The following is a 25,838-nucleotide window of genomic DNA, read 5'->3' as shown; positions in this document are numbered from 1 at the left end:
AACCGTGACGGATTGCTGGTCGGCTCAGTCTTTGAGGAACAGGCCTTGCAGATCGCTGAGGAAGTCAAAGCCCTTGTCGGTGGGCCAGGCGCGCACCAGATCGCGCGCCAGCAGGCCCTTGGTTTCTGCCTCGGTCAGGGCGGTCTGGATGCTGGCCAGGGTGAGGCCCGTGCGCTCGGTGAACCTCGCCAGCTCGAAACCGTCCTTCAGGCGCAGCGCGTTCATCATGAACTCGAACGCCCGGTTGGGGAGATCGATCTCGTGTTCGTTCGAGCAGGCTTGTCCTGCCAAGGCGTGCGCCATGTAGCTGCGGGGCTCGCGCCAGCGCACCTGCCGCACGATGCGGTCAGGAAAGCTGATCTTGCCGTGGGCGCCTGCGCCGATGCCGATGTAGTCGCCAAACATCCAGTAGTTGAGGTTGTGGCGGCTTTGGTGACCCGGTCGGGCGTAGGCCGAGACCTCATAGCGTTGCAGGCCGGCCTGCGCGGTGACCGCCACGAGGTGATCCAGCATGTCGAAGGCCGTGTCGTCGTCGGGCAGGCCCGCGGGCGGCTGGGTGGCAAAACGCGTGTTGGGCTCCATCGTCAGGTGATAGAGCGACAGGTGAGGGGGCTGGAATGACAAGGCCGTGGCCAGGTCGCGCTGCAGATCGGCCAGGCTTTGGCCTGGCAGCGCATACATCAGGTCGATGTTGAAGGTGTCAAAGCAACTGGCCGCCTCGGCGACGGCGGCACGGGCCTGGGCGCCATCGTGAACGCGCCCCAACGCCTTGAGTTTGGCGTCATCGAAGCTTTGAACGCCAATGGACAGGCGATTGACACCGGCTTCACGGAAGGCGCGGAATCGGTCTTTTTCAAACGTCCCCGGGTTGGCCTCCAGCGTGATTTCTGCGTCGGCCTCCAGAGGCAGGCGGGCGCGAACGTCGGCCAGCAGTCGGTCGATGCCTTCGGGCGAGAACAGACTGGGCGTGCCCCCGCCGATGAACACCGTGTACACACGGCGCCCCCAGACCTGCGGCAGCACCGACTCGAGGTCGGCCCGCAAGGCGTCCAGGTAGCGGCCCTCCACATCGGGTGGGAGGTGCGCACTGCCGCCCAGGGCCGACCGCTGAGGCGCGTTGACTTCATGCGAGTTGAAGTCGCAATACGGGCATTTCTTGAGGCACCACGGCAGGTGCACATACAGCGACAGCGGTGGCAGCGTCTGCAGGCTGCCGGGGCGGCTCAGGGTGATCATGGGCGTTGCCAGGGCCAGTGGTGTTCGGCGCTCTGCAAGGGGCCCCACTGCTGGCTGATCAGTTCGCGCAGGCGCACGCAGGCCTGGGCGCGGTGGCTGATGTCGTTCTTCACTTCGGGGGGCAGTTCGGCGGCGCTGGCACCATGGGTGTCGATCCACAACAGCGGGTCGTAGCCAAAACCATGCTCGCCACGGGGTGCCGCCAGCAGGGTGCCGGCCCAGTGGCCCACGGCCACCAGGGGCTCGGGGTCATCTGCGTGTCGCACGGCCACCAGCACCGAAATGAAATGGGCGCGGCGGTCGCTTTGCCCCTTCATCACCTCCAGCAGCCACGCGTTGTTGGCGGCATCGATCTGTTCGCGGGGCAGGCCTTCGGCGATGCGCCCGGCGTCCACGGCGTAGCGCGCCGATCGCACGCCCGGCGCGCCACCCAGCGCGGCCACGCACAAGCCCGAGTCGTCGGCGACGGCCGGGCCTCGACCTTCTCGCGCCGCATGGCGGGCTTTCGCCAGGGCGTTTTCAACGAAGGTGATGTGGGGCTCTTCAGCCTCCGGGATGCCCAGGCTGCCCTGGGTCACCAGGGCGATGTCCAGGGGCTGCAGCAGCGCCTGCAGCTCTTTGAGCTTTTTGGCGTTGTTGGAGGCGAGGATGAGGGTCTTGCTCATGATGGCCGTGGGTCGTTCAAACGATTCAGCCCTTGTTCAGCGGCAGCGCCAGGGCGGCAGCCTGGGCCGCAATCAGTTCGCGAATGCCCTTGTCGGCCAGGGCCAGCAACTGGTCCATCTCGGTGCGCGTGAAGGCCACGCCTTCGGCCGTGCCCTGCACCTCCACGAAGTGCCCGGCGCCCGTCATCACCACGTTCATGTCGGTGTCGCAGGCCGAGTCTTCGGTGTATTCCAGGTCCAGCAAGGGCGTGCCTTCGACAATGCCCACGCTGATGGCGGCCACCGGGTGCAGGATGGGGCTGCTGCTGATCTTGCCGCTGGCCAGCAGGCCGTTGATGGCGTCCACCAGAGCCACATAGGCGCCGGTGATGGCCGCGGTGCGGGTGCCGCCGTCGGCCTGGATGACGTCGCAGTCGATGACGATGGAGCGCTCGCCCAGCTTGGCCAGGTCAACCACGGCGCGCAGGCTGCGGCCGATCAGGCGCTGGATTTCTTGTGTGCGGCCGCTTTGTTTGCCACGGGCGGCTTCTCGGTCGCTGCGGGTGTGGGTGGAGCGGGGCAGCATGCCGTATTCGGCCGTGACCCAGCCTTCGCCGCTGCCGCGCTTGTGGGGCGGCACCTTTTCTTCGACCGAGGCCGTGCAGAGCACTTTGGTGTTGCCAAAGCAGATCAGCACCGAGCCCTCGGCGTGGATGGTGTAGCCACGGCTGATGGTCAGCGGGCGCAGGGCATCGGCGGCGCGGGCGTGGGAGCGTTGGTAGGCCATGGGGCTTCTCCGAGGTCAAAAAGGAAACAAGGCAGACCGACGTGGGCCGGTCTGCCGCGCAGCGTCCCGAGGGGACGGGATCAGCTTTTTCGGGCTGCGTTGGCCGATCGCCGGATCGCTTCGTTGATCTCGCGGATGGAGCGCTCGATCTCGGCTTCGTCCAGCTCGTCGGCACCCACGCTCTGTCCGGGCGTTCCGGTGTTGCCCATGCTGGCCTGGATGGTGGACGCAAACACCTCTTCGCCCAGGGTCTCGGTCAGCACCGAGCTTTGTTCGTCGTGGCCCGTGCCTTCCCATTCCATGGCCAGCACGGTCACGTTGTCGCACTTGGGGCCACCATTGCGCAGGGCCACCTCCACCAGTTCGGGCACAGCATCTGAAATGGAGCGCGTGGCCAGGTGGTTGGTGATGAGTTCATCTTCCACCGTGCCCCACAAGCCGTCCGAGCACAGCAGCAGGCGGTCGCCTTCTTGCAGCAGCAACGGGCCGGCGGTGTCGACCACCGGCTTGCCGGGGCTGCCCAGGCAGGTGAACAGCACGTTGCGGTTGTAGCGCTCGTTGACCGGCACGACCGACGACAGCGAGCTTTGCAACTCGGAGTAGGAGTGATCGCGCGTGCGGGCAATCAGTTTTTCGCCCCGCACGAAGTACAGCCGGGAGTCCCCGCAGTGAGCCCAGTAGGCCGTGTTGCCCTGCAGGATGCAGGCCACGATGGTGGTGCGGGGGGTGTCGATCAGGCCTTTTTCGCTGGCATAGCGCAGCAACTGGTGATGACCTGCCATCACGGCGTCTTGCAAAAAGCGCAGGGGGTCGGCCAGTTTGGGGCGGGCGTCACGCTGAAACAGCGCCGCCATCGTTTGCAGCGCCAGTTGCGAGGCCATCTCGCCTTCCGGGTGGCCGCCCATGCCGTCCGCCAGGGCAAACAGGCCGGAATCCCGCGTGTAGCAATAGCCCATGCGGTCTTCGTTCTTTTCGCGGCCGCCCTTGCGGCTGATCTGATAAACAGAGAATCTCATGCCAGTGCAGTGCCTTCCTTATGCCTTGGCTCCGGACTTGAGGTTTTCAAGTTGCAGGCGCACGCGCTCGCTCAGCGTGAGCTTGGAGTAGCGACGCTCGGTTTCGCGGGCGAGCTCTTTTTGCAGCGCAAAGACGCTTTGCGGGCGGGCCAGCGGATCCAGCGACATGCACCACTCGGTCACTTCCAGCAGGTTGTCTGAATAGACGTTGCGCAGCCTGGACAGCGACAGGTTGAGGCGGTCTTTTTCAAGCCGCTGGGGTGCGTCATTGGGTGGGTAGCCTTGCATGCACGCATAGATGCACGCGCCGATGGCGTAGATGTCCGTCCAGGGGCCCAGCGAGCCGTCGCGGCGGTACATCTCGGGGGCGGCAAAGCCCGGTGTGTACATCGGGCGGATGAAGTTGCCCTCTTTGCTCAGCACCTCGCGCGCCGCGCCAAAGTCCAGCAGCACCGCCTTGTTGTCGTTGGTGATGAAGATGTTGGCCGGCTTGATGTCCAGGTGCAGCATCTTGTGCTGGTGCACGATGCGCAGGCCGCGCAGGATCTCGTCGAAGAGGCTGCGGATGGTGGACTCGCGGAAGACCTTGTCGCGCTTGAGGTCGCGCGCGGTGACGATGAAATCCTGCAGGGTGTCGCCTTGCAGGTAATTCATCACCATGTAGACGGTTTCGTTTTCGCGGAAGAAGTTCAGCACCGACACCACCGACGGGTGGGCGATCTGGGCCAGCGAGCGACCTTCTTCGAAAAAACTCTTCAACCCCAGGCGGTACAAGGGTTGTTTGTCGGGTTTGACGCGGGGGATGAGCTCGCCAGGCGAACGCTCTGCCAGCGAAGCGGGCAGATATTCTTTGAGCGCCACCAGGTGTTTGTCGGGGTCTTCGGCCAGGTAAACCACCCCGAACCCCCCTGCGGCCAGCTTCTTGACCACCTGATAGCCGCCCACGACGGTGCCCGGAGGCAACGGAGCGGGTTTGGGCTTTGACATAATCGGATTTTGTCTGGTGTCAAGTAACCATGTCAGTCTACTCCATGACCGGCTTTGCCAGTGCCGTCTCGTCGGCTCCCGACCACGCCGGGGAAAACACTGAAGCGGCTGAATCGTCCACTGGTTCACGCCGCCAGGCCTCCGGTGCGGTCGGCGCCGAACTGCGATCGGTGAACAGCCGCTTCCTGGACTTGAGCTTCAAGCTGGCCGATGAGTTCAGGGCGCTGGAGCCCGCCCTGCGTGAGTTGCTGACGGCGGCCTTCAAGCGCGGCAAGATCGAGATCCGCCTTCAGCCTCAGCGCGCCTCGGACGCCGGCTGGCCGCAGCCCCAGCCCGAGCAGTTGCACACCCTGGCCCGGCTGGAAAGCACGGTTCAGAACTGGTTGCCCAAGGCGGGCGCATTGTCGGTCAACGAAGTGCTTCACTGGTGTCGCGCGGCGGCGCCGGCCGTGCGCCTGGAAGACGCCGCCTTGCAGGCCGCGCGGGATTGCGTCGAGGCGCTGAAAGAGGCCCGGCAGCGCGAGGGCGCCCGCCTGGTGGCGGTGCTGCAAGACAAGCTCAAGGCCTTGCGGGCCCTGGCCGATCAGGCCGAGCCGCTGGTGCCTGCGGCGGTGCAGCGGCAGCAAGAGCGGTTTGTTCAGAAGTTCCAGGAGGCCCTGCAGGCCGTGGGCGGCACCGTGACCCCGGAAGCCGCCCAGGATCGGGCCGTCAATGAAGCGGCCGCCTACGCGCTGCGCATTGACGTGGACGAAGAACTGCAGCGCCTGAAGGCCCACCTCGATGAGATCGGCCGCCTGCTCAAAAAAGGAGGCGAAGTGGGCAAACGACTGGACTTTCTGATCCAGGAACTGCACCGCGAGGCCAACACCCTGGGTTCCAAGGCTGCGGCGTTGGAGTTGACGCAGATCTCGGTGGACATGAAGGTGCTCATTGAGCAGATGCGCGAGCAGGTTCAGAACATCGAGTGAATCTCTGAGGGGCAAGTCCCCAGCGTCATGGTGGACAATCCGTGGCATCCGTCACAGCCCAACACCCCACCATGACGAGTTCTTCTGCACGCTCTGCACACCAGTGGCGCTTTTTCCGCGCTGGCGGTTTTGACCAGGTCCACCTGCAAACCGGCGCTGACCTGGCCCACCTGGCCGACCTGGACCAAAAGCTCTGGGTCGCGCTGTCGTGCCCCACGAAGGGTGTCGAGTTTGACCGTGCGACCCTTGCGCTGGTGGACACCGATGCGGATGGGCACGTGCGTGCGCCAGAGTTGCTGGCGGCCCTGTCGTGGGCATTCACACGGCTGACCTCGCCAGATGTGCTGATGCGAGGCGGTGAGCTGGCCTTGTCTGACATCTCTGCGCAGAGCGAAGAGGGCGCGCGGCTGCGGGCTGCGGCCCAGCGCATCCTGGCCAGTCTGGGCAAGCCCGAAGCCACCCACATCAGTGTGGCCGACGCCGCCGACAGCGGGCGCATCTTCAGCGGCATGCCTTGCAACGGCGATGGCGTGATCACGGCCGCCGCGCTGGACGAGCGGGCCGCAGGGGTGTTTGCCTTGATCGCCAGCACCCTGGGCACCGTGCCCGAACGCTGCGGCGAGCCAGGGCTCAACCGTGCCCTGATTGAGCGCTTCTTTGCCGAGGGCGCCGCACTGCGCGCCTGGCGCCAGGATGGTCGCGCCACCGTGGAAGGGCTGGATGGGCAAGAGGCCTCGGCCTACGAGGCCCTCATCGCCGTCAAGGATAAGGTGGACGATTACTTCAGACGCTGTCGCCTGGCAGAGTTTGACCCCAGGGCCGCGGGGCTGCTCAATGGCAGCGAAGATGATTTGCGCCGCATCGGTGCCCAACTGCTCACCCAGGCCCTGGATGGTGAGGTGGGCGCCTTGCCCTTGGCCTATGTGCGCAGCGGCGCCAGCCTGCCGCTGACCGAGCAGCTGAACCCGGCATGGGCCCCGGCGGTGCAGGCCTTGCGTGATCGGGTGGTTCAGCCGATCTTGGGCGAGCGCGCCGAGTTGTCCGAGGCTGAATGGACGGCGCTGCAGTCGCGTTTCGAGGCCTACGGGGCCTGGCGTGCCGCGCAGCCCGACACCCCGCTGCACGATGTGCCGGTCGAGACCCTGGACGCCGCCCTCGACGGTGGTGCGCAAGAGCCCCTGCTGGCACAGGTGGCGCAAGACGAAGCGGCCGCCGAAGAGGCCGCCTTGATCGGTGACGTGGAGCGCCTGACGCGCTATGTGCGTGATCTGGCGGCCTTGTGCAACAACTTCGTGGCGTTCAAGGATTTCTACACCCGCCAGGGCAAGGCCACCTTCCAGGCAGGCACCTTGTACATGGACGGGCGCAGCTGCGAGCTGACCGTCAAGGTGCTGGACCCGGCCCGACATGCTGCCCTGGCGGGGCTGTCTGGTGCGTTCCTGGCCTACTGTGACTGCGTTCGCAAAGGCGAGAAGATGACCATCGCCGCCGCCTTCACGGCGGGCGATTCCGAGCAGTTGATGGTGGGCCGCAATGGCGTGTTCTACGACCGGGACGGGCGCGACTGGGACGCCACCATCGTCAAGGTGGTGGACCACCCGATCAGCATCCGCCAGGCGTTCTGGACGCCTTATCGCAAGGTGGCCCGCCTGATTGGCGAGCAAATCGAGAAGTTCACCGCCTCGAAGGCCCAGGCCTCCACCGACTTCACCACCCAGGCGGTCACCAAGGCGGGCGACAAGGTGACCACCGCTCCGGCCGCGGGGGCCCCGGCTGCAGCCCCGGCCCCGGTGGATGCCGCCCGGTTCGCGGGTATTTTTGCCGCGGTGGGCCTGGCCATCGGCGCCATTGGCACAGCCCTGGCAGCGCTCGTCACGGGCTTTCTGGGCTTGCAGGCCTGGCAAATGCCGCTGGCCCTGCTGGGCCTGATCGCCCTGATCTCCGGCCCGTCGATGCTGATGGCGTATTTCAAGCTGCGCAAGCGCAACCTCGGCCCCATCCTGGACGCCAATGGCTGGGCCGTGAACACCCGCGCGCGCATCAACATCGCCTTCGGCACGGCGCTGACCCAGCGTGCCGAACTGCCCGAAGGGGCCGAGCGCTCGGTGGTTGACCCGTTCGCCGACCAGCGCACCCCGTGGAAGCGCTACGTGCTGCTGGTGTCCGTGGTGGCCGGCGGGCTGGCCTGGGCCTGGTGGTCCGGAAACTTGATGGGTTAAATTCCGCGCTTCGCGCTTTTTTTGATTCAAAACGCCCGCATGAACGCCGATACGACTTCTCAACACCCGTCCACGGAGGTGGCAGACATGGATCACCCTGGGAACCTGTTCGTCGTTTCGGCGCCCAGTGGCACGGGCAAGTCCAGCCTGGTCAAGGCCTTGCTCGAACTGGACTCGCGGCTGCAAGTCAGCATCTCGCACACCACCCGCCCCCCCCGGGGACAGGAGCAACATGGCCGCGAGTACTGGTTTGTCGGCAAGGACGATTTCCAGTCCATGATCGATCGCGGCGAGTTTTTCGAGCACGCCGAGGTGCATGGCAACTGCTACGGCACGTCGCGCAAGGCCATCGAGGAGCGCATGCAGCGCGGCGAGGATGTGGTGCTGGAGATCGACTGGCAGGGGGCCTTGCAGATCAAGAAGATCTTTCCCAACGCCGTGCTCATCTTCATCTTGCCGCCCAGTTATGAAGAGCTGTTGCAGCGCCTGAACCGCCGTGGCGAAGACAGCCCGGAGGTGATCGAAACCCGCATGCGCAATGCGCGCATCGAAGTGGCCCAGGCCCGATTTTTTGATTTTGTGGTGGTCAATGCCCTGTTTGAGTCGGCTTTGTTCGATTTGAAAGCCATTGTTCACTCGCAGCGGTTAAAATACGCTGCTCAGCTGAGAAACAAGGCGGCGGTGTTCCGTGCCCTTGACCTGTGCTGATCCCATCCTGACCCTTTCGGAGCGTTTCATGGCCCGTATCACCGTTGAAGACTGCCTGCAGAAGATCCCCAACCGCTTCCAGCTGGTGCTGTGTGCCACTTACCGCGCCCGCATGCTGAGCCAAGGCCACGCTCCCAAGATCGAAACCCGCAACAAGCCCAGCGTGACGGCCCTGCGCGAGATCGCTGGTGGCCACGTGGGCACCGAGATGCTGCGCAAGGTGCCGACCTGAGCCACGGCTCGCGGAGCCCGGTGCGCGCCTGAGCGCGCGTCCCGCCTCCAACTGGTTTGCTGCCCAAGGCCCGTCAGTGACGGGCCTTTGCCATTTGTTTGAACGATCCATGCCATGACGAGGGCATGGCAGTCGCGGTAAAGTGTCTACATGACCCTGGTGACCGATGCGGCGGCGGCGTCCTTTGCTGCCCTGACCCACAAGCTCGATTACATGGACGAGGCGGACATCCGCCGTGTCCGCGATGCCTATCGTTTTGCAGACGAGGCTCACCTGGGGCAGTTTCGCGCCAGTGGCGAGCCCTACATCACCCACCCGATCGCGGTGGCGGGTCTGTGCGCCGACTGGAAGCTCGATGCCCAGGCCATCATGGCCGCGCTCATGCACGACGCCATGGAAGACTGTGGCGTCACCAAGATCGAGCTGATCGAGCGATTCGGGGCGCCCACCGCCGAGATCGTCGATGGACTGACCAAGCTGGACAAGCTGCAGTTCTCGACCAAGGAAGAGTCTCAGGCCGAGTCGTTTCGCAAGATGCTGCTGGCCATGGCGCGCGATGTGCGAGTCATCCTCATCAAGCTGGCCGATCGCTTGCACAACATGCGCACCATGGACGCCATGGCCGCGCACAAACAGGCCCGCATCGCCCGCGAGACCCTCGACATCTATGTGCCCATCGCCCACCGGCTGGGCCTGAACCAGACCTACCGCGAGCTGCAGGAGCTGTCCTTCCAGTACATCAAGCCCTGGCGCTACGGGGTGCTGGCCAAGGCGGTGAAAAAAACCCGCGGCAACCGGCGTGACCTGGTCGAACGCATCCAGACCGAGGTCGAGAAGGCTTTTGGCGCCGCCGACATGCAGGTCGAGGTGTACGGTCGCGAAAAAACCATCTACTCGATTTATCACAAGATGGTTGAAAAGAACCTGAGCTTTGCCCAGGTCAGCGACATCTTCGGTTTTCGCATCGTCACGCAAGAGTTGCTGGACTGCTACCGTGCGCTGGGCGTGCTGCACCAGCTCTACAAGCCCTTGCCCGGACGCTTCAAGGATTACATCGCCATCCCGAAAGCCAATGGCTACCAGTCCCTGCACACCACCTTGGTGAACCCGGTGGGCACGGCCGTCGAGTTTCAGATCCGTTCGCAGGCCATGCACGCGGTGGCCGAAAAGGGCATTGCCGCCCACTGGATGTACAAGGAGAACGACCACTCCGAGCCCGGCACCTCGCCTCAGGAAGGGGCCGTGTGGCTGCAGTCGCTGATCGACATTCAGCAGGAAACCCGAGACTCAGCCGAGTTTCTGGAGCACCTCAAGATCGACCTGTTCCCGGAGTCGGTGTATGTCCTGACGCCCAAGTCGCGCATCGTGGCCTTGCCCAAAGGCGCCACGCCGGTGGATTTTGCCTACGCCATCCACTCGGGCGTGGGCGATCGCTGCGTCTCGGCGAAGGTCAACGGCGAGCCCGCGCCCCTGCGCACCGAGTTGCGCAGTGGTGACGTGGTCGAGATCGTGACGGCCGCCAGTGCCCGCCCCAATCCCAACTGGCTGAATTTCGTGCGTACCGGACGGGCGCGCTCGAAGATCCGCAGCTATCTCAAGAACATGGAGACCGAGGAGTCGCTGGCCCTGGGCCTCAAGCTGCTGAGCCAGGCCTTGCGCGCCGAGGGCATGGCCTTGCCGGCGGGCGCCGAAGACAGCCCTGGCCGCGACGGTGCGCTGTGGCAATCGCTGGTTCGCTGGGGTGGCAATCGCACGCGCGACGAACTGCTGGTGGACATCGGGCTGGGCCGAAAGATCGCCACGATGGTGGCCAAACGGCTGGCGCAGTTCATGGCCGAGTCTGGCGAGCGCCCTGACGCACTCACCCTGACCCTGGGCCGATTCTCTGACGACGCACCCACGCAAGGTGCCGTGGTGCTCGATGGCAGCGAGGGCGCCACCGTGCAACTGGCGGCGTGCTGCACGCCAGTGCCGGGCGATCACATTGCCGGTTACCTGGGCCGTGGCGAGGGCCTGGTGGTGCACCGCCACACCTGTGGCGTGGGGCAACGCCTGTTCGAGCGCGACCCGGATCGCTGGATCGAGGTGAGCTGGTCCGAAGAGCCCACCCGCCTGTTCGAGACGGTGCTGCGCATTCTTGTGAACAACGGCAAGGGCGTGTTGGCCCAGGTGGCTGCCGCCGTGAGCCGCGCCGAAACCGACATCACCCACATCGAGATGGGCAATGAACGCTTGGGCGAAACCGCCGAGTTGCGCCTGACGGTGTCGGTGCGGGACCGACTGCACCTGGCCGAGGTGATGCGCATGCTCAAGCGCTGCGCCGTGGTTCTGCGCGTGGAGCGCGCCTGCGCCTGAGCTCAGTGCCCCACCGGTCGCGGTGGGTAACGCACGGCCAGGACTTCCAGCCGGTCCAGTCCGCCGGGGGTCATCAGGCTGACCTCATCGCCCTCGCGCGCCCGCAGCAGTGCGCGCGCAATCGGTGACACCCAGCTCACCTCGCCACGCAAGTTGTCGACCTCGTCGATGCCCTTGATGGTGATGGTCCGTTGCTCGCCCTGCTGGTTTTCGTAGGTGACGGTGGCCCCGAAGAACACCTGGTCATTGCCATGGTGCAGGCTGGGGTCCACCACCTCGGCCACGTCCAGCCGTTTGGTGAGGTAGCGGATGCGCCGGTCGATCTCGCGCAGACGCTTCTTGCCGTAAAGGTAGTCGCCGTTTTCAGAGCGGTCACCGTTGGAGGCCGCCCAACTCACGATATCGACCACCTTGGGGCGCTCCACATCGATGAGGTGGAGCAACTCGGTGCGCAGGCGATGGTAGCCATCCGGGGTCATGTAGTTTTTGCCACCGGCAGGCAAGGGCGGCAGTCCCGCGCCCTCATCGTCGTCGTCGTGCTCGTTTTCCTTGGTGAAGGCCTTGCTCATGGACGGATTGTGCCCAATTCCCGAGGGCATGGTGACTGGCCAGGAAAGCGGGACAAGTTCACGCCTGCACCAATTTTTGCACCGAATCTGGTCACACAGGGATGGTGGTATCTCGCAAAAATGAAATACCTGCCGATAACCCAGTCATGTGGTTGGTTGTATCAGGCAGTAGGAGATGTTGGCCATGTCTCGTGTGATCCCTCTGGGCCCAGGGTCCCGCATGCTGACTACCCGTGAGGCGGCTCAACGCCTGGGGGTGTCGCTCAGAACCGTGCAGTTGTGGGTGGAGGCAGACATCCTGCCGGCCGCGCGCACGCCCGGTGGGCACCGCCGGATTCCCTACAACGCCGTGGAAGCGCTGGCACTGAGCACCGGGCTGGGCGGCGATCCTGCGGCCATGGGCGGCATGGTGGCCGAGCCGCCGCCGGCCGACACCCATGCCGCCATGGACGTGCTGCTGGTGGCCGACGACGCCAACTGGCAGGTGCAGTGCGAGCAGGCCTTGTCGCCCTTTGGCGGGGCGGTGAACTTGCGCTTTGCAGAAACAGGCTACCTGGCCTTGCTGCAGATCGGCCAGCAGGCGCCCGACCTGCTCATCACCCACCTGGACCTGCCCGGCATGGATGGCGTGGCCATGCTCCGCACCCTGGAGCGGTGCGAGAACCTGACCGGTCTTCGCGTGCTGGTGCTGACACCCCAAAACGAGCACGAAGTGGCCCGCCGAGGGGGCCTGCCCCCCTCCGTGGAGATGATGCCCTGGCCGGTCTCGGCCGAGGCTGTGGCCGTTCGAGTCGGTCGATTGCTGTTGGGGCAGCGGGTGTCCTGAGGAGAATCGCATGAACGAAGCCTTCAAGTTGCTGTTTGACCAGGTGAAAAGCGGCATCGTGTGGGTGCAGCGCAATGGCGCCGTTCGCTACGCCAACAAGGCGGCCGTGCAAATGACGCCGGTCATGTTGGGTCAGGCGATGATGGACCCGGTGGCAGAGCGCACGGTCAAGGCGGCAGGGCAGGGCATGTTGAACCTGCCGTTTTCGTTCGAGCTGACCACGCAGGAAGCTCACCCGGACACCATCCGTGCCGTGCTGATTCCTGCGCCGGTCGGGCAGGACCTGATGGTGGTGCTCAACAACGTCTCTGAAGAGCGCTGGTATTCGCAGGCCCTTGAAAACCTGATCGGCTACATCGAGGCGGAGATGGCCGCGCCCATTGAACAGCTGGCCAGGCGCCTGCCCGACATGGAGCGCGTGGTTCGACAACCCACGCCGCAGGACGTGGAATGGCTGACCAAGGACGCCCGCGCCCTGTCGGTCAAGCTGGGCAAACTGAGAGACCTGGTGGCGGTGTTTGGTGAAAGCGCCATTCAGCGCGATGAACGCATCCTGGTCAATGAGTTGCTGCAAGAGGCACTGGCCAACGTGATCGGGCAGGCCAAAGGCCGCAACATCACCGTGGCCACGCAGGGCCTGGACGCCGAGCTGCCCGTCGTCTATGGCAGCAGGCATTGGCTGTCGATCGCCGTGGCCGAGTATCTGGAGCAATCCATCCGCAGTGCGCGGCCTGGCGGCCTGATCGAGTTGTCGGTGCAGGCGGTGGGCACGCGCGTGATCGTGCGGGCGCGCAACCAAGGCCTGTTCGTCTCCAACCACGAGCGGCGCAGCGCCTTCGTGCCGTTTGGTGTTGGCGACTCTGCCCGCACCACCGATGAGCGCACCAGCATCGGCCTGGCCCTGAGTGAGCGCATCGTGGCCCAGCACGGCGGCACGGTACGCATCGAAGACGAGTTTGATGCCGTGGATTTCGTGCTGGAAATACCGGCTGGTGCGCCCGCCAGCCAGGATGCCCAGTTGTCGGTTGAGCAGGCTCAGCGATACGCCCGAGACATGGCACAGCTCATGGCACGCAGCATGAGCAAGCGCGTGGCCCCCAGCGGGGCCGACAGGAGTGAATCATGACCCATCGCATTCTGATCGTGGAGGACCAGCCTGACATCTGCAAGCTGATCCGCATGACCCTCGAGTTCGGTGACTTTGAAATCCATGAGGCCCACGATGGCGAGACGGGGTTGAACATGGCCCGCGCCATCAAGCCGACCGTGATGCTGCTGGACGTGATGATGCCTGGCTTGCTGGACGGCTACCAGGTGTGCAGTCGCATCAAGGCCGACCCCGAGCTCAGCAAGATCCGGGTGGTCATGCTGACCGCCAGAGGGCAGGTGACCGACATCGCGGCGGGAGAGGCGGCAGGCGCCGATGCCTACCTGGTCAAGCCCTTCAGTCCGCTGGAGTTGATCGAGCGCGTTGAGTCCATTGCAGCTGAGGCTGCCTGACGCCCATGGCCGACCGCCAGCCTCTCGAGGACGTGCCCGAGCAGGTGCTGCGACTGATGGGGCGCCTGGAGCGCTTCACAGGCCGCATGCCGATGGGGCAGGTGGTGTCGGCCATCGTGGTGCTGGGCGTCTTGCTCACGGCACTGATGACGGGGGCCGTCTGGTGGGCCGAGCGGTACCGGCAAGGTCAGGCCTTCCGTGCTGAAGCACGGTCGGTGCAGGCGCAGGTGCAGGATCGCTTGTCCCACCGGCTGCTGCAGTTGCATCAGATGAGCGCCCTGAGCTGGATGGGCGGTGGCACCCAGGCCGAGCTGGCATGGCTGCCCGACGATGTGATCCGACTGGTGGTCCATCAGGCGTCGGCACGCCAATCGCATTCCTTGTTGCTGCAGTGCCTGGCCAGACAACAGGCTGGCGAGCAAACGCGCTTTTGCCCCACGGTGGTCAGATCGTCTGACGTGATCGGCGCACTGGCTGCGCCCGTGCCAGGCAAAGAGGGCGAATGGCTGGTGTGGTCGATCAAGGCCTCGGCCTTGTGGCCACCGTCTCGCGCTGACAGCGCCTGGCAGATCGCCGGGCGTTTTCTGCTGAACGGCGACCAGGGCAGCGACTCGGTCACCGATCAGGCCATCACCTTGAACGTGAGCCTGGCAGGGCGCCAATTGCCCTTGCAGATCACGGGACGCTATGCCCCGCGCGATTGGATGGGTGCCGTGTCCACGTGGGCCGGGGTGGCCGTGGCGGCCACCGCAGGCCTGCTGTTCACCGCCGCCGGTCTGCACGTGTACTTGCTGTTGATCTCCACCCGGCGCCGCGCTCGGGAGATGGCGCGGGAAATGAACTCCGCCCTGCAGCGCACGCAATCGCGCAACCAGGTCGTCATGGATGCCGCCCCGGATGCGATCGTGATGACCGACGCCCATGGTGTGGTGCAGTGGTGCAATCAGGCCTGTTCCAGCATTTTCGGGCGCCCGCCAGAGGCCATGATGGGCCACGGGCTGGCCGAGGTGCTGCCGGTCTTGGGCGAGGCGCCCTTGCAATCATGGTTCGATCAGCATGGATTTTCCAACCGGGTGATCGGCTACGAGGCCTTTGGCCGACGCAACGAAGGCACCGCGTTTCCGGTCACCGTGTCGGCCAGTCGGGCCGAGCTCGAGGGTGAGTGGATCATCACCTTCATCGTGCGCGACACCACGGACGCCAAGTGGGCCGAGCAGGAGTTGCTCTTGCGCGATCGCGCGATCGCCTCGTCGGCCGAAGGTGTGGTGATCTCGTCCATGACCCTGCCCAACCAGCCCATCATTTATGCCAACCCGGCGTTCGAGCGCATCACGGGTTACGAAGGCCACGAGGTGCTGGGCATGAACTGCCGCCTCTTGCAAGGCCCCGAGCATGAGCAGCCCGCCGTGGAGGTCATGAGGCAGGCGATCGCCCGCGGCGAGGCCTGTCATGTGGTGCTGCGCAACTTCCGCAAGGACGGCAGCCTTTTTTACAACGAGCTGGCGCTGTCGCCCGTGAGCAATGCCGACGGGCAGGTCACCCACTACGTGGGGGTGCAAAAGGACATCACCGAGCGCATGGCCGCCGAGCAGGTGCTGCAGTTACGAACCGAGCGGCTCAATGCGGTTTTCGAGCTCAGTCCCGACGGCTTTGTCGTGCTCGACAAGCGCGGTGAGGTCAGCATCGTCAATCCATCGTTTGAGCGCATGACGGGCTTGCTGGCGGCCGATCTCGTGGGGCTCAGCGGCGAGGCCTTCGACGAGCTGCTGTGGACGCGCTCCGAGTCGGTCGAGTCATCGGCCGTCAAAGCCGGAGGCATGCTGGGTGCCCGCGATGAGGGCGATGACCCGGCAGGCATGCAGCGCAGTGTTTTGCAGCTGCACACGCCCAAGCCCCGCACCCTGGTGCGCATCGTGCGGCAGGGCGGGCAAGACAGCGAGACGGTGATGTACTTCCGGGACATCACCCACGAGCTGGAGGTGGACCGCATGAAGAGCGAGTTCCTGGCAATGGCCGCGCACGAACTGCGCACGCCCATGGTGAGCATCTTCGGTTTCACCGAGCTGTTGCTCAAGCGCAGCTTCTCAGATGAGCGCCGTGCCGACATGCTGGGCACCATCCATCGGCAAGCGTCGGTGCTCATCAACCTGGTCAACGAGCTGTTGGACCTGGCCCGCATCGAGTCGCGGCAAGGCAAGGATTTCAAGCGGGCGCGTCAGCACCTTCAGCCACTGGTCGCCTCGGTGCTGGACAGTCTGTTGGTGCACAACGATCCGCGAAAGGTGCGCTGCGAGTTACCCGGCGAAGCCGTGTGGGTGGATGCCGATGCTGAAAAGCTGTCGCTGGCCTTGACCAACGTGCTGTCGAATGCCTACAAATACTCGCCCGAGGGTGGCGACATCGAGCTGGACCTGGTGTGGCGCCTGCATGAGCAGCGTGATCAGGTGGGCATCCGCGTGACCGACCACGGCATCGGCATGACGCCTGAGCAACAAGAGCGTTTGTTCGAGCGCTTCTACCGCGCCGACACGTCGGGCAACATCCCAGGCACCGGGCTGGGCATGACGATCGTCAAGGAGATCATCGAGTTGCACGGCGGCCAGGTGACGGTGCTGAGTGCGTTCGAGGTGGGCACCACGGTGACCTTGTGGCTGCCAGCGCAGGCGGGGGCAGAGCCAGGCTCGCCCGCTGGAGATGACCACGAACACGCCGGCGATGCCCAAATAAAAAGCCGCAGTCCGGAGACTGCGGCTTGACATGGTTGGTGCGGCTGGCAGGATTCGAACCCACGACCCCTTGGTTCGTAGCCAAGTACTCTATCCAACTGAGCTACAGCCGCATACCTTGGTGATGTCGATCACCACAGCACGGTGGCCGGTGTGTCGATGCATCTCCGAAATGATCTGGTGCGGCTGGCAGGATTCGAACCCACGACCCCTTGGTTCGTAGCCAAGTACTCTATCCAACTGAGCTACAGCCGCAACGACAGAAGACCAAGACTATAGCACGAATTCAGTGGTCGTGCGCGGAATGACGTGTGTCGGACACGGTGGCGGCCTGACGGTAGCACCGTGCGGCCTCGTCGACCTGCTGGTTTTGTTCCGCCAGCCGTCCGAGCGCAGCCCATGCCTGGCGCCGGGCCTGAGGCGCCAGCCCATCGTGGTGAACCGCCGACATCAACAGGGTGCGCGCCTTGCCCCACAGCTGGCGCTCCATCAGGGCCAGGCCCACGCTGAGCGCCAGCCTGGGGTGGCGCAGCGCCAGGGTGTGGGCCGCATCCAGCCGGGGCAGCCAGTGGCTTTCCAGGCCGGTGCGTGATTCGGCCAGGGCATCGGCCAGGGCGTCCACCGCCTCGCCTGACACCTTGTCCAGCTTGTCCCACCAGGGGGCCAGCCATTGACGGGCTTCGTCGGCCTGACCAAGGCGGGCCATGCGCACCGCAGCATGGGCGGTGACCAGCGCGTCTTGCCGATCCTGGTGATCGAGTTCGTGCCATCGGGCCCGAAGCTGATCAACGTCCCGCGCGTCGTTCAGGGCGTCCAGCGCGAGCGTGCGCAGCAGGCCTTCGGCCGCTCCCAAGGTGAAGCCTTGGTGCTTGGCCAGCAGGCGGGCGGTTCGCAGGGCTTCCATGGGCTGTCTGGCCAGTCGCGAGGCTTGCAACTTCAGCCTCAGGGCCTGCGTGCGCCGAGACACGCCTGGCGGCAAGTCGGCCAGATCGCGCAGGGCCCGCTCGGCATCCCGGTCGTCCAGCGCGCACTCTGCCGCCAGCAGGCGCGCGCCTTCTTCTGCGGCTCGGGTGCCTTTGGTCAGGCGCCCCAGCTCGATGGCCCGCTGCAGGTGGTCATCGCGCCTGGTGCGGTCTTGCAGCCGGTGCAGGCTGCCCGCCGACAGCATGTGGGCCAGGGCGGTGAATTCGGGGTCCAGTTTGAGCTCGGGCGTGTCGGCCTGGATGGCGATGGCACGCTGGCAGGCTTTGTGCGCGCGGGTGTACCGGCCCGCCATGTACAAGGCCAAGCCATCGCGCAGCGCCGATTGGGCCTGCCGGTCGCGCTGATTGAGTCTCCAGCGTCGCGCCTTGTCCGGCAGGTTGAACAGGCCGTCCAGCCCCTGGATGAGCGAGTAGGTGGCCACAAACGCCACGGCCAGCAGGAGCAGGAACAGGTTGAACGAAATGTCGGCGCGCCAGCCCAGCCAGTGGATGCTGACCACGCCATCGTTGTGGCCCAGCACCGTGGCCGCCACCACCGCCAGGGCGGCGAGGAAAATCAACCAGATCACGGCACGCATGAGGGTGATCTCCGTCAGCGCAGGCCGCCAACCGCAGCCAGTGCGGCCAGCGTGTCGTCAGGGCGAGGTACGGCCGTTTTCTGGGCTTGGGTGCTGGTGTCCTGGATCAGCTGAGTCAGGCGCTGGGCCTTGCCAGAGCGCATGTCGAAGTACCGGGGCAAGGTGCTCTGAACCTGCCGCAGGTCGTTGAGCGCCGTGGGTGTTTGCCTGCTGAGTAAGGCCAGCCTGGCATTGAGCAGCCGGAGTTTGAGGTTTTCGCGCAGAAAGAAGCTTTCTTCAGGGGCCACGAGCATGCTTTCGGGGTGCTCGATGCGGCTGAGCCGGATCAGGCCACGCGTTTCATGCCAGGCCGCCCGCGCCCATTGGCGAGACCACTGCCACGCCTGGTCTGACCAGGTGCCGTCAGAAGGGGCTGTTGGCGTGCTGCTGGCCGCAGCATCGCCTGGCGTGGCCTGCTCCTGGGTGCGGGGCTGGGCGCTGCGACCGGGGGGCGCGCTGGCGGCAGCCCGCGTGTCCGAGGGCGTGTTGAGCAGCGGCACCTCGTCGATCAAGCGGATGGCGTCATCCAGGCGGCCGCTCAACACGGCCAGATCGGCCACCCGCGTGCCTCTGAGGCGGTCAAGGTCTTTGCCCACCGCGCGCTTGACGTTTTCCAGGCCGGGCAGTTGCACCCGATCCAGCCGTTCTTGCGCCGATGTCAGTGCCAGGATCATGGGCTCGGCACTGCCCGTCAGCGTGGTTTGCTGACTGGCCACGCGCAGGGCCGCCTCGATCTCTGCCACGACGCTTTCGTCTCGCGAGAGGTTGACCGAACGGATGAGCTCTTCCACCTGGCTGCGCTGCAGGGCCACTTCGGCCACTCGCGCCTCCAGCAAAGAGGCGCGGGCCGCCGCATCGCGTGACAACTCCTGGGCCTGACGGGCGGCCACCTTGGCTTCCAGCACCTCAGCCTGGCTGTCTTGCTGGCGACGCACCAGTTCTTGTTCCAGCGTCTGGGTGCGGTGGTGTGTTTGCCAGGCGGTCCAGGCGCTGACGGCGCTCAGCAGTGCGGCGCCAACCAGCGTCGGCGCCATCCAGCGGGGCGCGGAGCGGGCGCCAGCGTCGGTGGCGTTCGCGGTGATGGGGGCGGGGGCGGTGGGCTCGGTCACGGTGAAACGATTGTATCGGGCGTCGGCCCGCCCGCCTGGATGATGCGCCATTGCGCCAGCACCGCAGGCAGCGTGGGCTTGCAGGTCCAGCAGCGGCTCACACCGGCCTGCTGGGCCTGATGTGCCACGCGAGGATGGGTGCACAAGGCCTGCAGGTGGCTCAGTGTGTGTGCTGGCTGCGGGAGCTCGTCGGACAGGCGGGGCAGGTGGTGGCGCAACAGCAGGTCGATGGCTTCCGAGGCGCTGAACATCCACAGGTGGCGATCGGGCTGGTGCAAGGCCGTGACCGCCAGCGCGCGTTCAGCGGCGGACCAGGAGGCTGCGCCCCGTTGGTAGCACACCAGTGCGCGCACGGTCGCCCCGTGCTCCCGCCACCGCTGCGCCAGCCACTGTCGTCCCCGGGCTTGCTCGCCCTGCCCGCCACTGGCGATCACCACCTGCTGGCCAGCCCAGGCCAGGTGCTGCATCACGGGCCACAGGTGTTCAGAGTCAAATTGTTCGGCGTCTGCGGCGGGGCTGAGCACTTGGGCGGTGTGCAGTCCTGCTGGTGCACCCAGCAGCAGCAACTGGCTGGCGGTACCAGGGCCCGGTGCCGCAGCCAGGGTGTGGGCCGGCCAGCTCAGACCGGGGGGGCGCGCATCGAAAAATTGCTGCACAGCCGCCGGGCTGACAAACATCACCAGCCGCACGGTGTGCAGCGTGTGCCACAGGGCTTGAACGGCGCTCGGGTTCGCTGGTGGTGTGGTGCTGATCAATGGCAGCGCCAGCGCCTGAACGCCGTGCTGCCGCAACTGATCAACCCACGCATCCGCCTGAGGCTGCGGGCGCGTGACCAACAAGAATGAGGGGGCAGCGTGCACGATGGGGCGACGGCCTCACTGCTGCAGGGCGGCCAACCAGTCCGGGCCGGCCTGGTCTTTCAAGGCCTGGGCCACCGAGGTGCCCAGCGCCTGCGCCTGGTCGGTGTGCGTGACGGTGGCGGTGGCTTCGGCCTCGACCCAGCGGTCTTGCACAGGATGACCCAGCAGGGCGCGCAAGTGCAGGGTGCCGGCCGTGCCAGGCAGCCATTGTGCGTGCGCGGCCAGGGGCATGGAGCAACTGCCGCCCATGGCCCGTGACACGGCCCGTTCCGCCTGGCACGACAGCCATGTGGCGGGGTGGTTCAGGCGCGCGAGCGCCTGGGTCCAGAGGGCCTGGTCGGGGCGGTCACTGCGTATCTCCAGGCCCAGGGCTCCTTGGCCCGCGGCGGGCAGCATCTGGTCGGTGGGCAGGCTGCACCGAATGCGGCCTTCCAGCCCCAGGCGTTTCAGCCCGGCGGTGGCCAGCACGATGGCGTCGTAGTCGCCCTCATCCAGCTTGCGCAGGCGGGTGTCAAGGTTGCCTCGCAGGGGCTCGATGCGCAGGTCTGGCCGCCAGCGCCGAATCTGCACCATGCGCCGCAGGCTGGAGGTGCCCACCACCGCGCCATCGGGCAGGCTGCTCAGGTCGGCGTGGTGGTTTGACACGAAGGCGTCCCGTGGGTCTTCGCGTTCCAGGATCGCCGCCAGGGTGAATCCGGCCGGCAGGTCCATCGGCACGTCCTTCAGCGAGTGCACCGCCAGGTCGGCCCGCCCGTCTTCCAGTGCCATCTCCAGTTCTTTGACGAACAGCCCCTTGCCGCCCACCTTGGACAAGGTGCGGTCCAGGATCTGGTCGCCCCGGGTGGTCATGCCCAGCAATTCGATGCGGGCCCCCCAACGTTCGCTCAGCAGGTCGCTGACATGGTGGGCCTGCCACAGCGCCAGGCGGCTTTCTCGCGTGGCAATGACGCAGTGGGCAGGGTGGGGTTGACCGGGGGCGGCGAGGTCTTCTTCAAATCGGCTCATGTGCCGATGCTAACCCGGATGTCACGGGCGCACGGCCAGTGTCAGCTGCCGTTTCTGTGTTTGGTGGATGTAGCTTTGCAGCGTCCGTTCGTCAGCGCCCAGCCGCACGAATTCGCACCCCAGGCGGGCGCCTGCGGGGGTGGCGTTCAGCGGCGTCACGTGCAGCACCCGCACGGCGGTTTCCAGCTCCGTGGTGTCGTCCAGCCGGATCTGGCAGCGGTCGAGTTGCAGGCCGGGCTCGACCCCCTGCATGTTGGCGGGCAGCCACAGGCCCACCCCCGTCAGGCTGATGTCCAGGATGCGCAGGCTGATCGCGTCGTCTGGCGACGCTGGGGTCGTGAACGTGGCGCAGGGTGACTGGGTGACGAAGGGGCGAACACGGAACGCCTCGCGCCGCTGGAATCGATACACGACCTTGGGCAACCGTGCGTGCAGCACGGCATCGTGGCCGTGCTGGACCAGCATGGGCGATTCCACCTCGAACTGCAGCTTGATGCTGTCGAGGTACGCCACGGCCTGCACTTCGCCAGAGGCCTGGGATTGCTCCAGTGACAGGCGGTCCAGTGGCGCGTCCAGCACGATGATGCCGCGAGCCCGGTCGGTCGCCCTCAGCAGGGTGGCGCAATGCTGCCCCTGCGGGTTGCTCAGACTGACCAACGCCCGCTCTGACAGCAGGCGTTGGAGCAGTTCGTCAATCTCGGCCTCGGAAGTCAGCCGAAAGTCGTCTTGCATCGCTGCGGCTGCCATGAGGCCTCAATGCATTTTGCCGGGATCGGTCTGGCCGTCGATCATGCGGCTCAGGTCGTTCAGCCAGGGCTCGGCCAGGTTACGGATCTCGGCATCGTTGAGCAAGATGCGCTGCATGATGCGGCTCTTGAGCGCCAGTTCATCGGTGTTCAGCGGGTGCTCGTTGGCGGCGTGCTTGAGTTGCGAGATCAGCACGGCGCAGGCGCCTTCCAGCTTCACCACCGTGTCCCAGTCGCCTGCACGGGCTGCGTGCAGCATGTCGTGGCTGGCGTGTTCGATGGCTTCGTAGTAGGTGATCAAGTTGGCGGCTCCCAACAGTTCTTCTTCGGGTGCGGTGAGTGTTTCGGGGGCGTTCATGCTTTCACCTCCATACCGCCTTGCGCGGCCTGGGCACTTGCGGCGGGCTTGATGGCCAGCCAGGCCTCGCGCACCGGCTGAATCAGCTGGGTGCATTCGTCCAGCGCCTGGTGGTCGTTGCGCAGGTTGGCCTGGGTCAGGCGCAGGCTGATGTAGGTGTACAGGTCACGCAGGTTCAGCGCCAGTTCGCCGCCGGCCTCGACGTTGAGGCAGGCCTTGAGGCCTTCATCGACGATGCGGATGGCGCGAGACAGTGCGCGTGCTTTGGCGGCCATGTCCTTGGCCAGCAAGGCGCCGCGTGCTTCGGTCAATGCATCCAGGAAGCCATCGAACAGCAGCGTGACCAGGTGATGCGACGAGGCGCCGGTGACACTGGTTTCAAGACCGACCTGGCGGTACATGCCCGACAGGGCATTGGCGCCTGCGGGAATGGGGCGGGAGAAGGGGCTGGCAGGTGCGTACATCGGTGTGCTCTGCATGGTGACGTTGATGTATGTGTTATCGGCTGCCGCCTGTGCCACTTGAACCGGTTGCCTGTTGAACAGGGCCTGCTTGCCTGCGCATTTTGTTCAACCCGCAGGCCGCTGAACGGCTCAAGAAGATGAGTTGTTGGTCAGTGCTGCCAGTTGGGCCGTGACGTAGCTCTGAAGCGCTGTGAGGTTGCCCATGCTGGTGTCGAGCGCGGTGTACTGCTTGCGCAGTCGCGCTTCGACCAAGGCCACACGGTCTTCCAGGCGCTCGATCTTTTCGTCGTTTCGCTTGATCGACGCCTTGATGCCTTCCTGGCGCGAACTGATGATGCCGTCGGTGTCCACAATCTGCGCCGCCAGCGACTGGAAGCGCTGCGCAATGCCTTGGGCCGCCACATCTTCACTGTCATTGGCAAAGAGCTTTTGCAGCTCTGGCAGGTTGTCCATGGCGTCATCGAGCTTGCTGCTGTTGATGGACAAGGTGCCATCGGTGCCGATGTCAAAGCCCACGGCCGACAGCCGGTTGAAGGTGGATGAAGCCGAGGTGGTGGTGCTGGCGAGGCTGCGAATCTGCCTCAGCAGCCCGTTGGCGGTCGAGTCGCCCTGCAGCGGCCCGGCGGTCTTGCTGTCGGCGTCGTACAGCGTCTGCACACGGATCAGCCCGACCAGGTCGTTGTAGGCGGTTTTGAAGGCCTCGATGCCCGTTCGGATGCTGGCCTTGTCTTCGCTGACAGAGATGTCCACCGACGATGTGGTGACCTTGTTGAGTTGCAGGGTCAGGCCATCGAGCACATTGCTCAGGGTGTTGCTTTCCGAGGAAATCTCGATGCCATTGATGGTGGCCTTGGCATTGGCGGCCATCTGGTTGTTGGTCATGCTGCTGGTCGCGCCCGTGCTGGCGTCAAAAGCCAGCGCCGACAGACCGGGCGTGGTGCCCTCTGCGACATCCACCTTGAAGCCGTTGCTCTCTCCGTTGGGGCCGCGCATCACCAGGCGCGTGCCGGCAGCGTCGGTGACCAGTGAGGCCGTCACGCCCGCGTTGGCGGCGTTGATGCGGTCTCGGATCTTCTCCAGCGTGTTGTCGCCAGGGCCGATGGGGATGTCGATGGCCGCCGCCGCCGCCTTGGCCGCGAACGTGATGGCAGGGGGCTCGCCCCCGTCGGATTCGTAGGTGCCAAAGGTGATGGTCAGCGTGCCGTCGCCCACCACGGCGGTTTTGTCAGCGTAAGCGTTGGAGCTGATGAACTGGGCCGTGGCCAGGGAAGTGACATTCACCGAGTAGGCGCCCGAAGGGGTACCGGCGCTGGTGGTCACAGACACCGATGCGCTGTCGCTGCTGGTGGCCGTGGTGGCGTTCCAGAAGCTGTCTTTGTTGAGCGCCGATGCGGCGTCTTTCAGGGCAGAGAAGGAGCTTTGCACGCGGCCCCAGGTCGACAGCTTCGTGTTGAGCTTCGTGGTTTCGCTCAGGATCTTTTCTGCGGGAGCTTTCTCCAACGACACCAACTTGGTGACGAGAGACTCCGTGTCAAATCCGGCGCCAACGCCCAGTGAACTCAGTGTGGCCATGATGGGTACCTCCAATGCACATTCGTCCAGGGCTCATTCGAGACACCTGGACGACGGGAGAATCGGCTGCATCGGCAGAAACTTGAGCGGAGATCTTCGCCGTCCGCTGACTGCCGTGCGTATTTATCGGCCCAGCAAGCTCAGCACCTGCTGTGGCAACTGGTTGGCCTGAGACACCATGGCGGTGCCCGCCTGCTGCAGGATCTGGGCACGCGACAGGTTGGCGGTTTCGGCCGCGAAGTCCGCGTCCATGATCCGGCCGCGGGCGGCGGCCTGGTTCTCGACGTTGATCTGCAGGTTGGCGATCACGGCCTCGAAGCGGTTCTGCGCAGCACCAAAGGTGGCCCGGGCATCGTTGATCTTGTCCAGTGCGCCATCGATCATGCGGATGCTCTGGTCGATGATGTCACCATCCACCGGGGTGGTGTCGTCGGCCTGATAGCCGCCGATGGCCAGGCCTTCCGCGTCGCCTGCGTCGGCGCCATCGGTGCCCAGGTTCTTCACCACCGTTTGCATCACATCGGCGATGCTGGCGGCGGCAATCGGGGGCGGATCGGTCAGGTTGTCGCTCAAGGTGGTGCGAGCCGCGGCGACCGGGGTGGTGTCGCCTGCGGTGTTGCTCACCATGTTGATCGACCCCAGGTCGATGCGATCGTATTCGGTGGTGCCGGCGCCGACCTGGAAGGACATCGTTTCTTCAGCCGAGCCATCAAACAGGGGCTTGGCGTTGAACGATGTGCTGTTGATCGTGCGGCTGATTTCTTTTTGCAGCTCGCGGAATTCTTTCTGCAGGTTGGCTCGGTCGCCGTCACTGTTGGTGGCGTTGCGCGACTGGATGGCCAACTCGCGCATGCGCTGCAGGTTGTCGCCGATCTTGCCCAGTGCACCTTCTGCCGTCTGTGCCAGCGAGATGGCGTCGTTGGCGTTGCGGATGGCGACATTCATCCCACGCACCTGGCTGTTCATGCGCTCGGCAATCGCCAGGCCGGCCGCGTCGTCCTTGGCCGAGTTCACCCGCAAGCCTGAAGACAGGCGTTGCATCGACGTCGCCAGCGACGTCTGCGAGGTGTTCAGGTTGCGCTGAGCATTCAGCGAGATGATGTTGGTGTTGATCGTCTGGGGCATGGTGCACTCCTAAGAACTCATGACTCCCGGCCGAGAAGGCCGGCCTGCGGTATGCAGGCCAAAGTCGTCATGAACCGTTGCTTCGACCTGTTGTCATCAGTATTCGGCAACTTCGAGGGGTGCAATGCGGCGATGAAAAGCCCTTTCTCCGCCCAATTCTCAACTGATCAAAATGAAAAAGCCGACCCGGAGGTCGGCTGAGTGACGCCACCGCAGGGTGGCGTTC

General features: G+C 65.2%; 25 protein-coding genes and 2 tRNA genes. 10 read left to right on the top strand and 17 right to left on the bottom strand.

The features are described 5' to 3' along the window. Nucleotides 1-24: 24 nt before the first annotated feature. The 5 genes from hemW to WNB94_RS04465 all read right to left on the bottom strand — a co-directional run bounded on the left by hemW (nt 25) and on the right by WNB94_RS04465 (nt 4,670). Nucleotides 25-1,236 carry a radical SAM family heme chaperone HemW gene (gene hemW, locus WNB94_RS04485; RefSeq protein ID WP_341388673.1) on the bottom strand — a complete coding sequence of 404 codons (1,212 nt, stop codon included), beginning with the start codon at nt 1,234-1,236 and terminating at the stop codon, nt 25-27. Then, entirely contained in the window at nt 1,233-1,901 is a 669-nt protein-coding gene (rdgB, locus tag WNB94_RS04480; protein WP_341388672.1) for an RdgB/HAM1 family non-canonical purine NTP pyrophosphatase, read from the bottom strand. The genes hemW and rdgB overlap by 4 nt, the downstream gene beginning before the upstream one ends. 25 nt (nt 1,902-1,926) lie before the next feature. Then, nucleotides 1,927-2,667, bottom strand: coding sequence for a ribonuclease PH (gene rph / locus WNB94_RS04475; protein ID WP_341388670.1), 741 nt, complete (start codon nt 2,665-2,667; stop codon nt 1,927-1,929). A gap of 80 nt (nt 2,668-2,747) precedes the next feature. After that, nucleotides 2,748-3,683 (bottom strand): PP2C family protein-serine/threonine phosphatase, encoded by a 936-nt coding sequence (locus WNB94_RS04470; protein ID WP_341388669.1) that lies wholly within the window; start codon nt 3,681-3,683, stop codon nt 2,748-2,750. A gap of 18 nt (nt 3,684-3,701) precedes the next feature. Beyond that, entirely contained in the window at nt 3,702-4,670 is a 969-nt protein-coding gene (locus WNB94_RS04465) for a serine/threonine protein kinase (protein ID WP_341388668.1), read from the bottom strand. A 29-nt stretch (nt 4,671-4,699) separates the two neighbouring features. Here WNB94_RS04465 and WNB94_RS04460 point away from each other — a divergent pair, with 29 nt between their 5' ends. From WNB94_RS04460 to WNB94_RS04440, 5 genes are all read left to right on the top strand, one after another. Beyond that, nucleotides 4,700-5,638, top strand: a complete 939-nt coding sequence (locus tag WNB94_RS04460) for a YicC/YloC family endoribonuclease (protein ID WP_341388666.1) — start codon at nt 4,700-4,702, stop codon at nt 5,636-5,638. A gap of 71 nt (nt 5,639-5,709) precedes the next feature. Continuing rightward, nucleotides 5,710-7,857, top strand: a complete 2,148-nt coding sequence (locus WNB94_RS04455; protein WP_341388665.1) for a hypothetical protein — start codon at nt 5,710-5,712, stop codon at nt 7,855-7,857. A gap of 87 nt (nt 7,858-7,944) precedes the next feature. Further along, a complete protein-coding gene (gmk, locus tag WNB94_RS04450) occupies nt 7,945-8,565 on the top strand; it encodes a guanylate kinase (protein WP_341388663.1) in 621 nt (206 codons plus the stop codon). Between the two features lie 28 nt (nt 8,566-8,593). Next, nucleotides 8,594-8,797, top strand: coding sequence for a DNA-directed RNA polymerase subunit omega (gene rpoZ / locus WNB94_RS04445; protein ID WP_341388662.1), 204 nt, complete (start codon nt 8,594-8,596; stop codon nt 8,795-8,797). A 150-nt stretch (nt 8,798-8,947) separates the two neighbouring features. Beyond that, complete coding sequence (locus WNB94_RS04440; RefSeq protein ID WP_341388660.1) at nt 8,948-11,152, top strand: RelA/SpoT family protein; 2,205 nt, start codon at nt 8,948-8,950, stop codon at nt 11,150-11,152. Between the two features lie 2 nt (nt 11,153-11,154). Here WNB94_RS04440 and greB read toward each other — a convergent pair whose 3' ends face one another. Then, a complete protein-coding gene (gene greB / locus WNB94_RS04435) occupies nt 11,155-11,721 on the bottom strand; it encodes a transcription elongation factor GreB (protein ID WP_341388658.1) in 567 nt (188 codons plus the stop codon). 220 nt (nt 11,722-11,941) lie between these two features. Here greB and WNB94_RS04430 point away from each other — a divergent pair, with 220 nt between their 5' ends. From WNB94_RS04430 to WNB94_RS04415, 4 genes are read left to right on the top strand one after another with little or no spacing between them, the layout of a single operon-like run. Further along, the gene (locus WNB94_RS04430) at nt 11,942-12,547 is read left to right on the top strand and encodes an excisionase family DNA-binding protein (protein WP_341388657.1); all 606 of its coding nucleotides are present in this window, start codon (nt 11,942-11,944) and stop codon (nt 12,545-12,547) included. A 10-nt stretch (nt 12,548-12,557) separates the two neighbouring features. Beyond that, nucleotides 12,558-13,673 (top strand): ATP-binding protein, encoded by a 1,116-nt coding sequence (locus WNB94_RS04425; RefSeq protein ID WP_341388656.1) that lies wholly within the window; start codon nt 12,558-12,560, stop codon nt 13,671-13,673. After that, the gene (locus WNB94_RS04420) at nt 13,670-14,047 is read left to right on the top strand and encodes a response regulator transcription factor (protein WP_341388655.1); all 378 of its coding nucleotides are present in this window, start codon (nt 13,670-13,672) and stop codon (nt 14,045-14,047) included. Before WNB94_RS04425 ends, WNB94_RS04420 begins: the two co-directional genes overlap by 4 nt. A gap of 5 nt (nt 14,048-14,052) precedes the next feature. Further along, nucleotides 14,053-16,803, top strand: a complete 2,751-nt coding sequence (locus WNB94_RS04415; RefSeq protein ID WP_341388654.1) for a PAS domain S-box protein — start codon at nt 14,053-14,055, stop codon at nt 16,801-16,803. Between the two features lie 6 nt (nt 16,804-16,809). Here WNB94_RS04415 and WNB94_RS04410 read toward each other — a convergent pair. The 11 genes from WNB94_RS04410 to WNB94_RS04360 all read right to left on the bottom strand — a co-directional run bounded on the left by WNB94_RS04410 (nt 16,810) and on the right by WNB94_RS04360 (nt 25,612). Continuing rightward, nucleotides 16,810-16,886, bottom strand: a tRNA-Arg gene (locus WNB94_RS04410). A gap of 65 nt (nt 16,887-16,951) precedes the next feature. Continuing rightward, nucleotides 16,952-17,028, bottom strand: a tRNA-Arg gene (locus tag WNB94_RS04405). A gap of 31 nt (nt 17,029-17,059) precedes the next feature. Beyond that, the gene (locus tag WNB94_RS04400) at nt 17,060-18,334 is read right to left on the bottom strand and encodes a heme biosynthesis HemY N-terminal domain-containing protein (RefSeq protein WP_341388653.1); all 1,275 of its coding nucleotides are present in this window, start codon (nt 18,332-18,334) and stop codon (nt 17,060-17,062) included. A gap of 14 nt (nt 18,335-18,348) precedes the next feature. Continuing rightward, the gene (locus WNB94_RS04395; protein WP_341388652.1) at nt 18,349-19,482 is read right to left on the bottom strand and encodes a uroporphyrinogen-III C-methyltransferase; all 1,134 of its coding nucleotides are present in this window, start codon (nt 19,480-19,482) and stop codon (nt 18,349-18,351) included. Next, complete coding sequence (locus WNB94_RS04390; protein ID WP_341388651.1) at nt 19,479-20,342, bottom strand: uroporphyrinogen-III synthase; 864 nt, start codon at nt 20,340-20,342, stop codon at nt 19,479-19,481. Before WNB94_RS04390 ends, WNB94_RS04395 begins: the two co-directional genes overlap by 4 nt. A 15-nt stretch (nt 20,343-20,357) precedes the next feature. Then, nucleotides 20,358-21,347 carry a hydroxymethylbilane synthase gene (gene hemC, locus WNB94_RS04385; RefSeq protein ID WP_341388650.1) on the bottom strand — a complete coding sequence of 330 codons (990 nt, stop codon included), beginning with the start codon at nt 21,345-21,347 and terminating at the stop codon, nt 20,358-20,360. Nucleotides 21,348-21,368: 21 nt separating this feature from the next. Then, nucleotides 21,369-22,094, bottom strand: coding sequence for a flagellar brake protein (locus WNB94_RS04380; protein ID WP_341388648.1), 726 nt, complete (start codon nt 22,092-22,094; stop codon nt 21,369-21,371). Between the two features lie 6 nt (nt 22,095-22,100). Further along, entirely contained in the window at nt 22,101-22,451 is a 351-nt protein-coding gene (locus tag WNB94_RS04375; RefSeq protein WP_341388647.1) for a flagellar protein FliT, read from the bottom strand. Further along, complete coding sequence (fliS, locus tag WNB94_RS04370) at nt 22,448-22,930, bottom strand: flagellar export chaperone FliS (protein WP_341388645.1); 483 nt, start codon at nt 22,928-22,930, stop codon at nt 22,448-22,450. The genes WNB94_RS04375 and fliS overlap by 4 nt, the downstream gene beginning before the upstream one ends. 114 nt (nt 22,931-23,044) lie before the next feature. Next, nucleotides 23,045-24,487 carry a flagellar filament capping protein FliD gene (gene fliD / locus WNB94_RS04365; protein WP_341388644.1) on the bottom strand — a complete coding sequence of 481 codons (1,443 nt, stop codon included), beginning with the start codon at nt 24,485-24,487 and terminating at the stop codon, nt 23,045-23,047. A 123-nt stretch (nt 24,488-24,610) separates the two neighbouring features. Next, the gene (locus WNB94_RS04360) at nt 24,611-25,612 is read right to left on the bottom strand and encodes a flagellin N-terminal helical domain-containing protein (RefSeq protein ID WP_341388642.1); all 1,002 of its coding nucleotides are present in this window, start codon (nt 25,610-25,612) and stop codon (nt 24,611-24,613) included. Nucleotides 25,613-25,663: 51 nt separating this feature from the next. Here WNB94_RS04360 and WNB94_RS04355 point away from each other — a divergent pair, with 51 nt between their 5' ends. Continuing rightward, nucleotides 25,664-25,813 carry a hypothetical protein gene (locus WNB94_RS04355; RefSeq protein WP_341388641.1) on the top strand — a complete coding sequence of 50 codons (150 nt, stop codon included), beginning with the start codon at nt 25,664-25,666 and terminating at the stop codon, nt 25,811-25,813. Nucleotides 25,814-25,838 lie beyond the last annotated feature (25 nt).

It is taken from the genome of Aquabacterium sp. A3, assembly GCF_038069945.1.
In the GTDB taxonomy this organism is placed as follows: domain Bacteria; phylum Pseudomonadota; class Gammaproteobacteria; order Burkholderiales; family Burkholderiaceae_C; genus Aquabacterium.
This window is presented reverse-complemented; position numbering and strand designations above follow the sequence as displayed.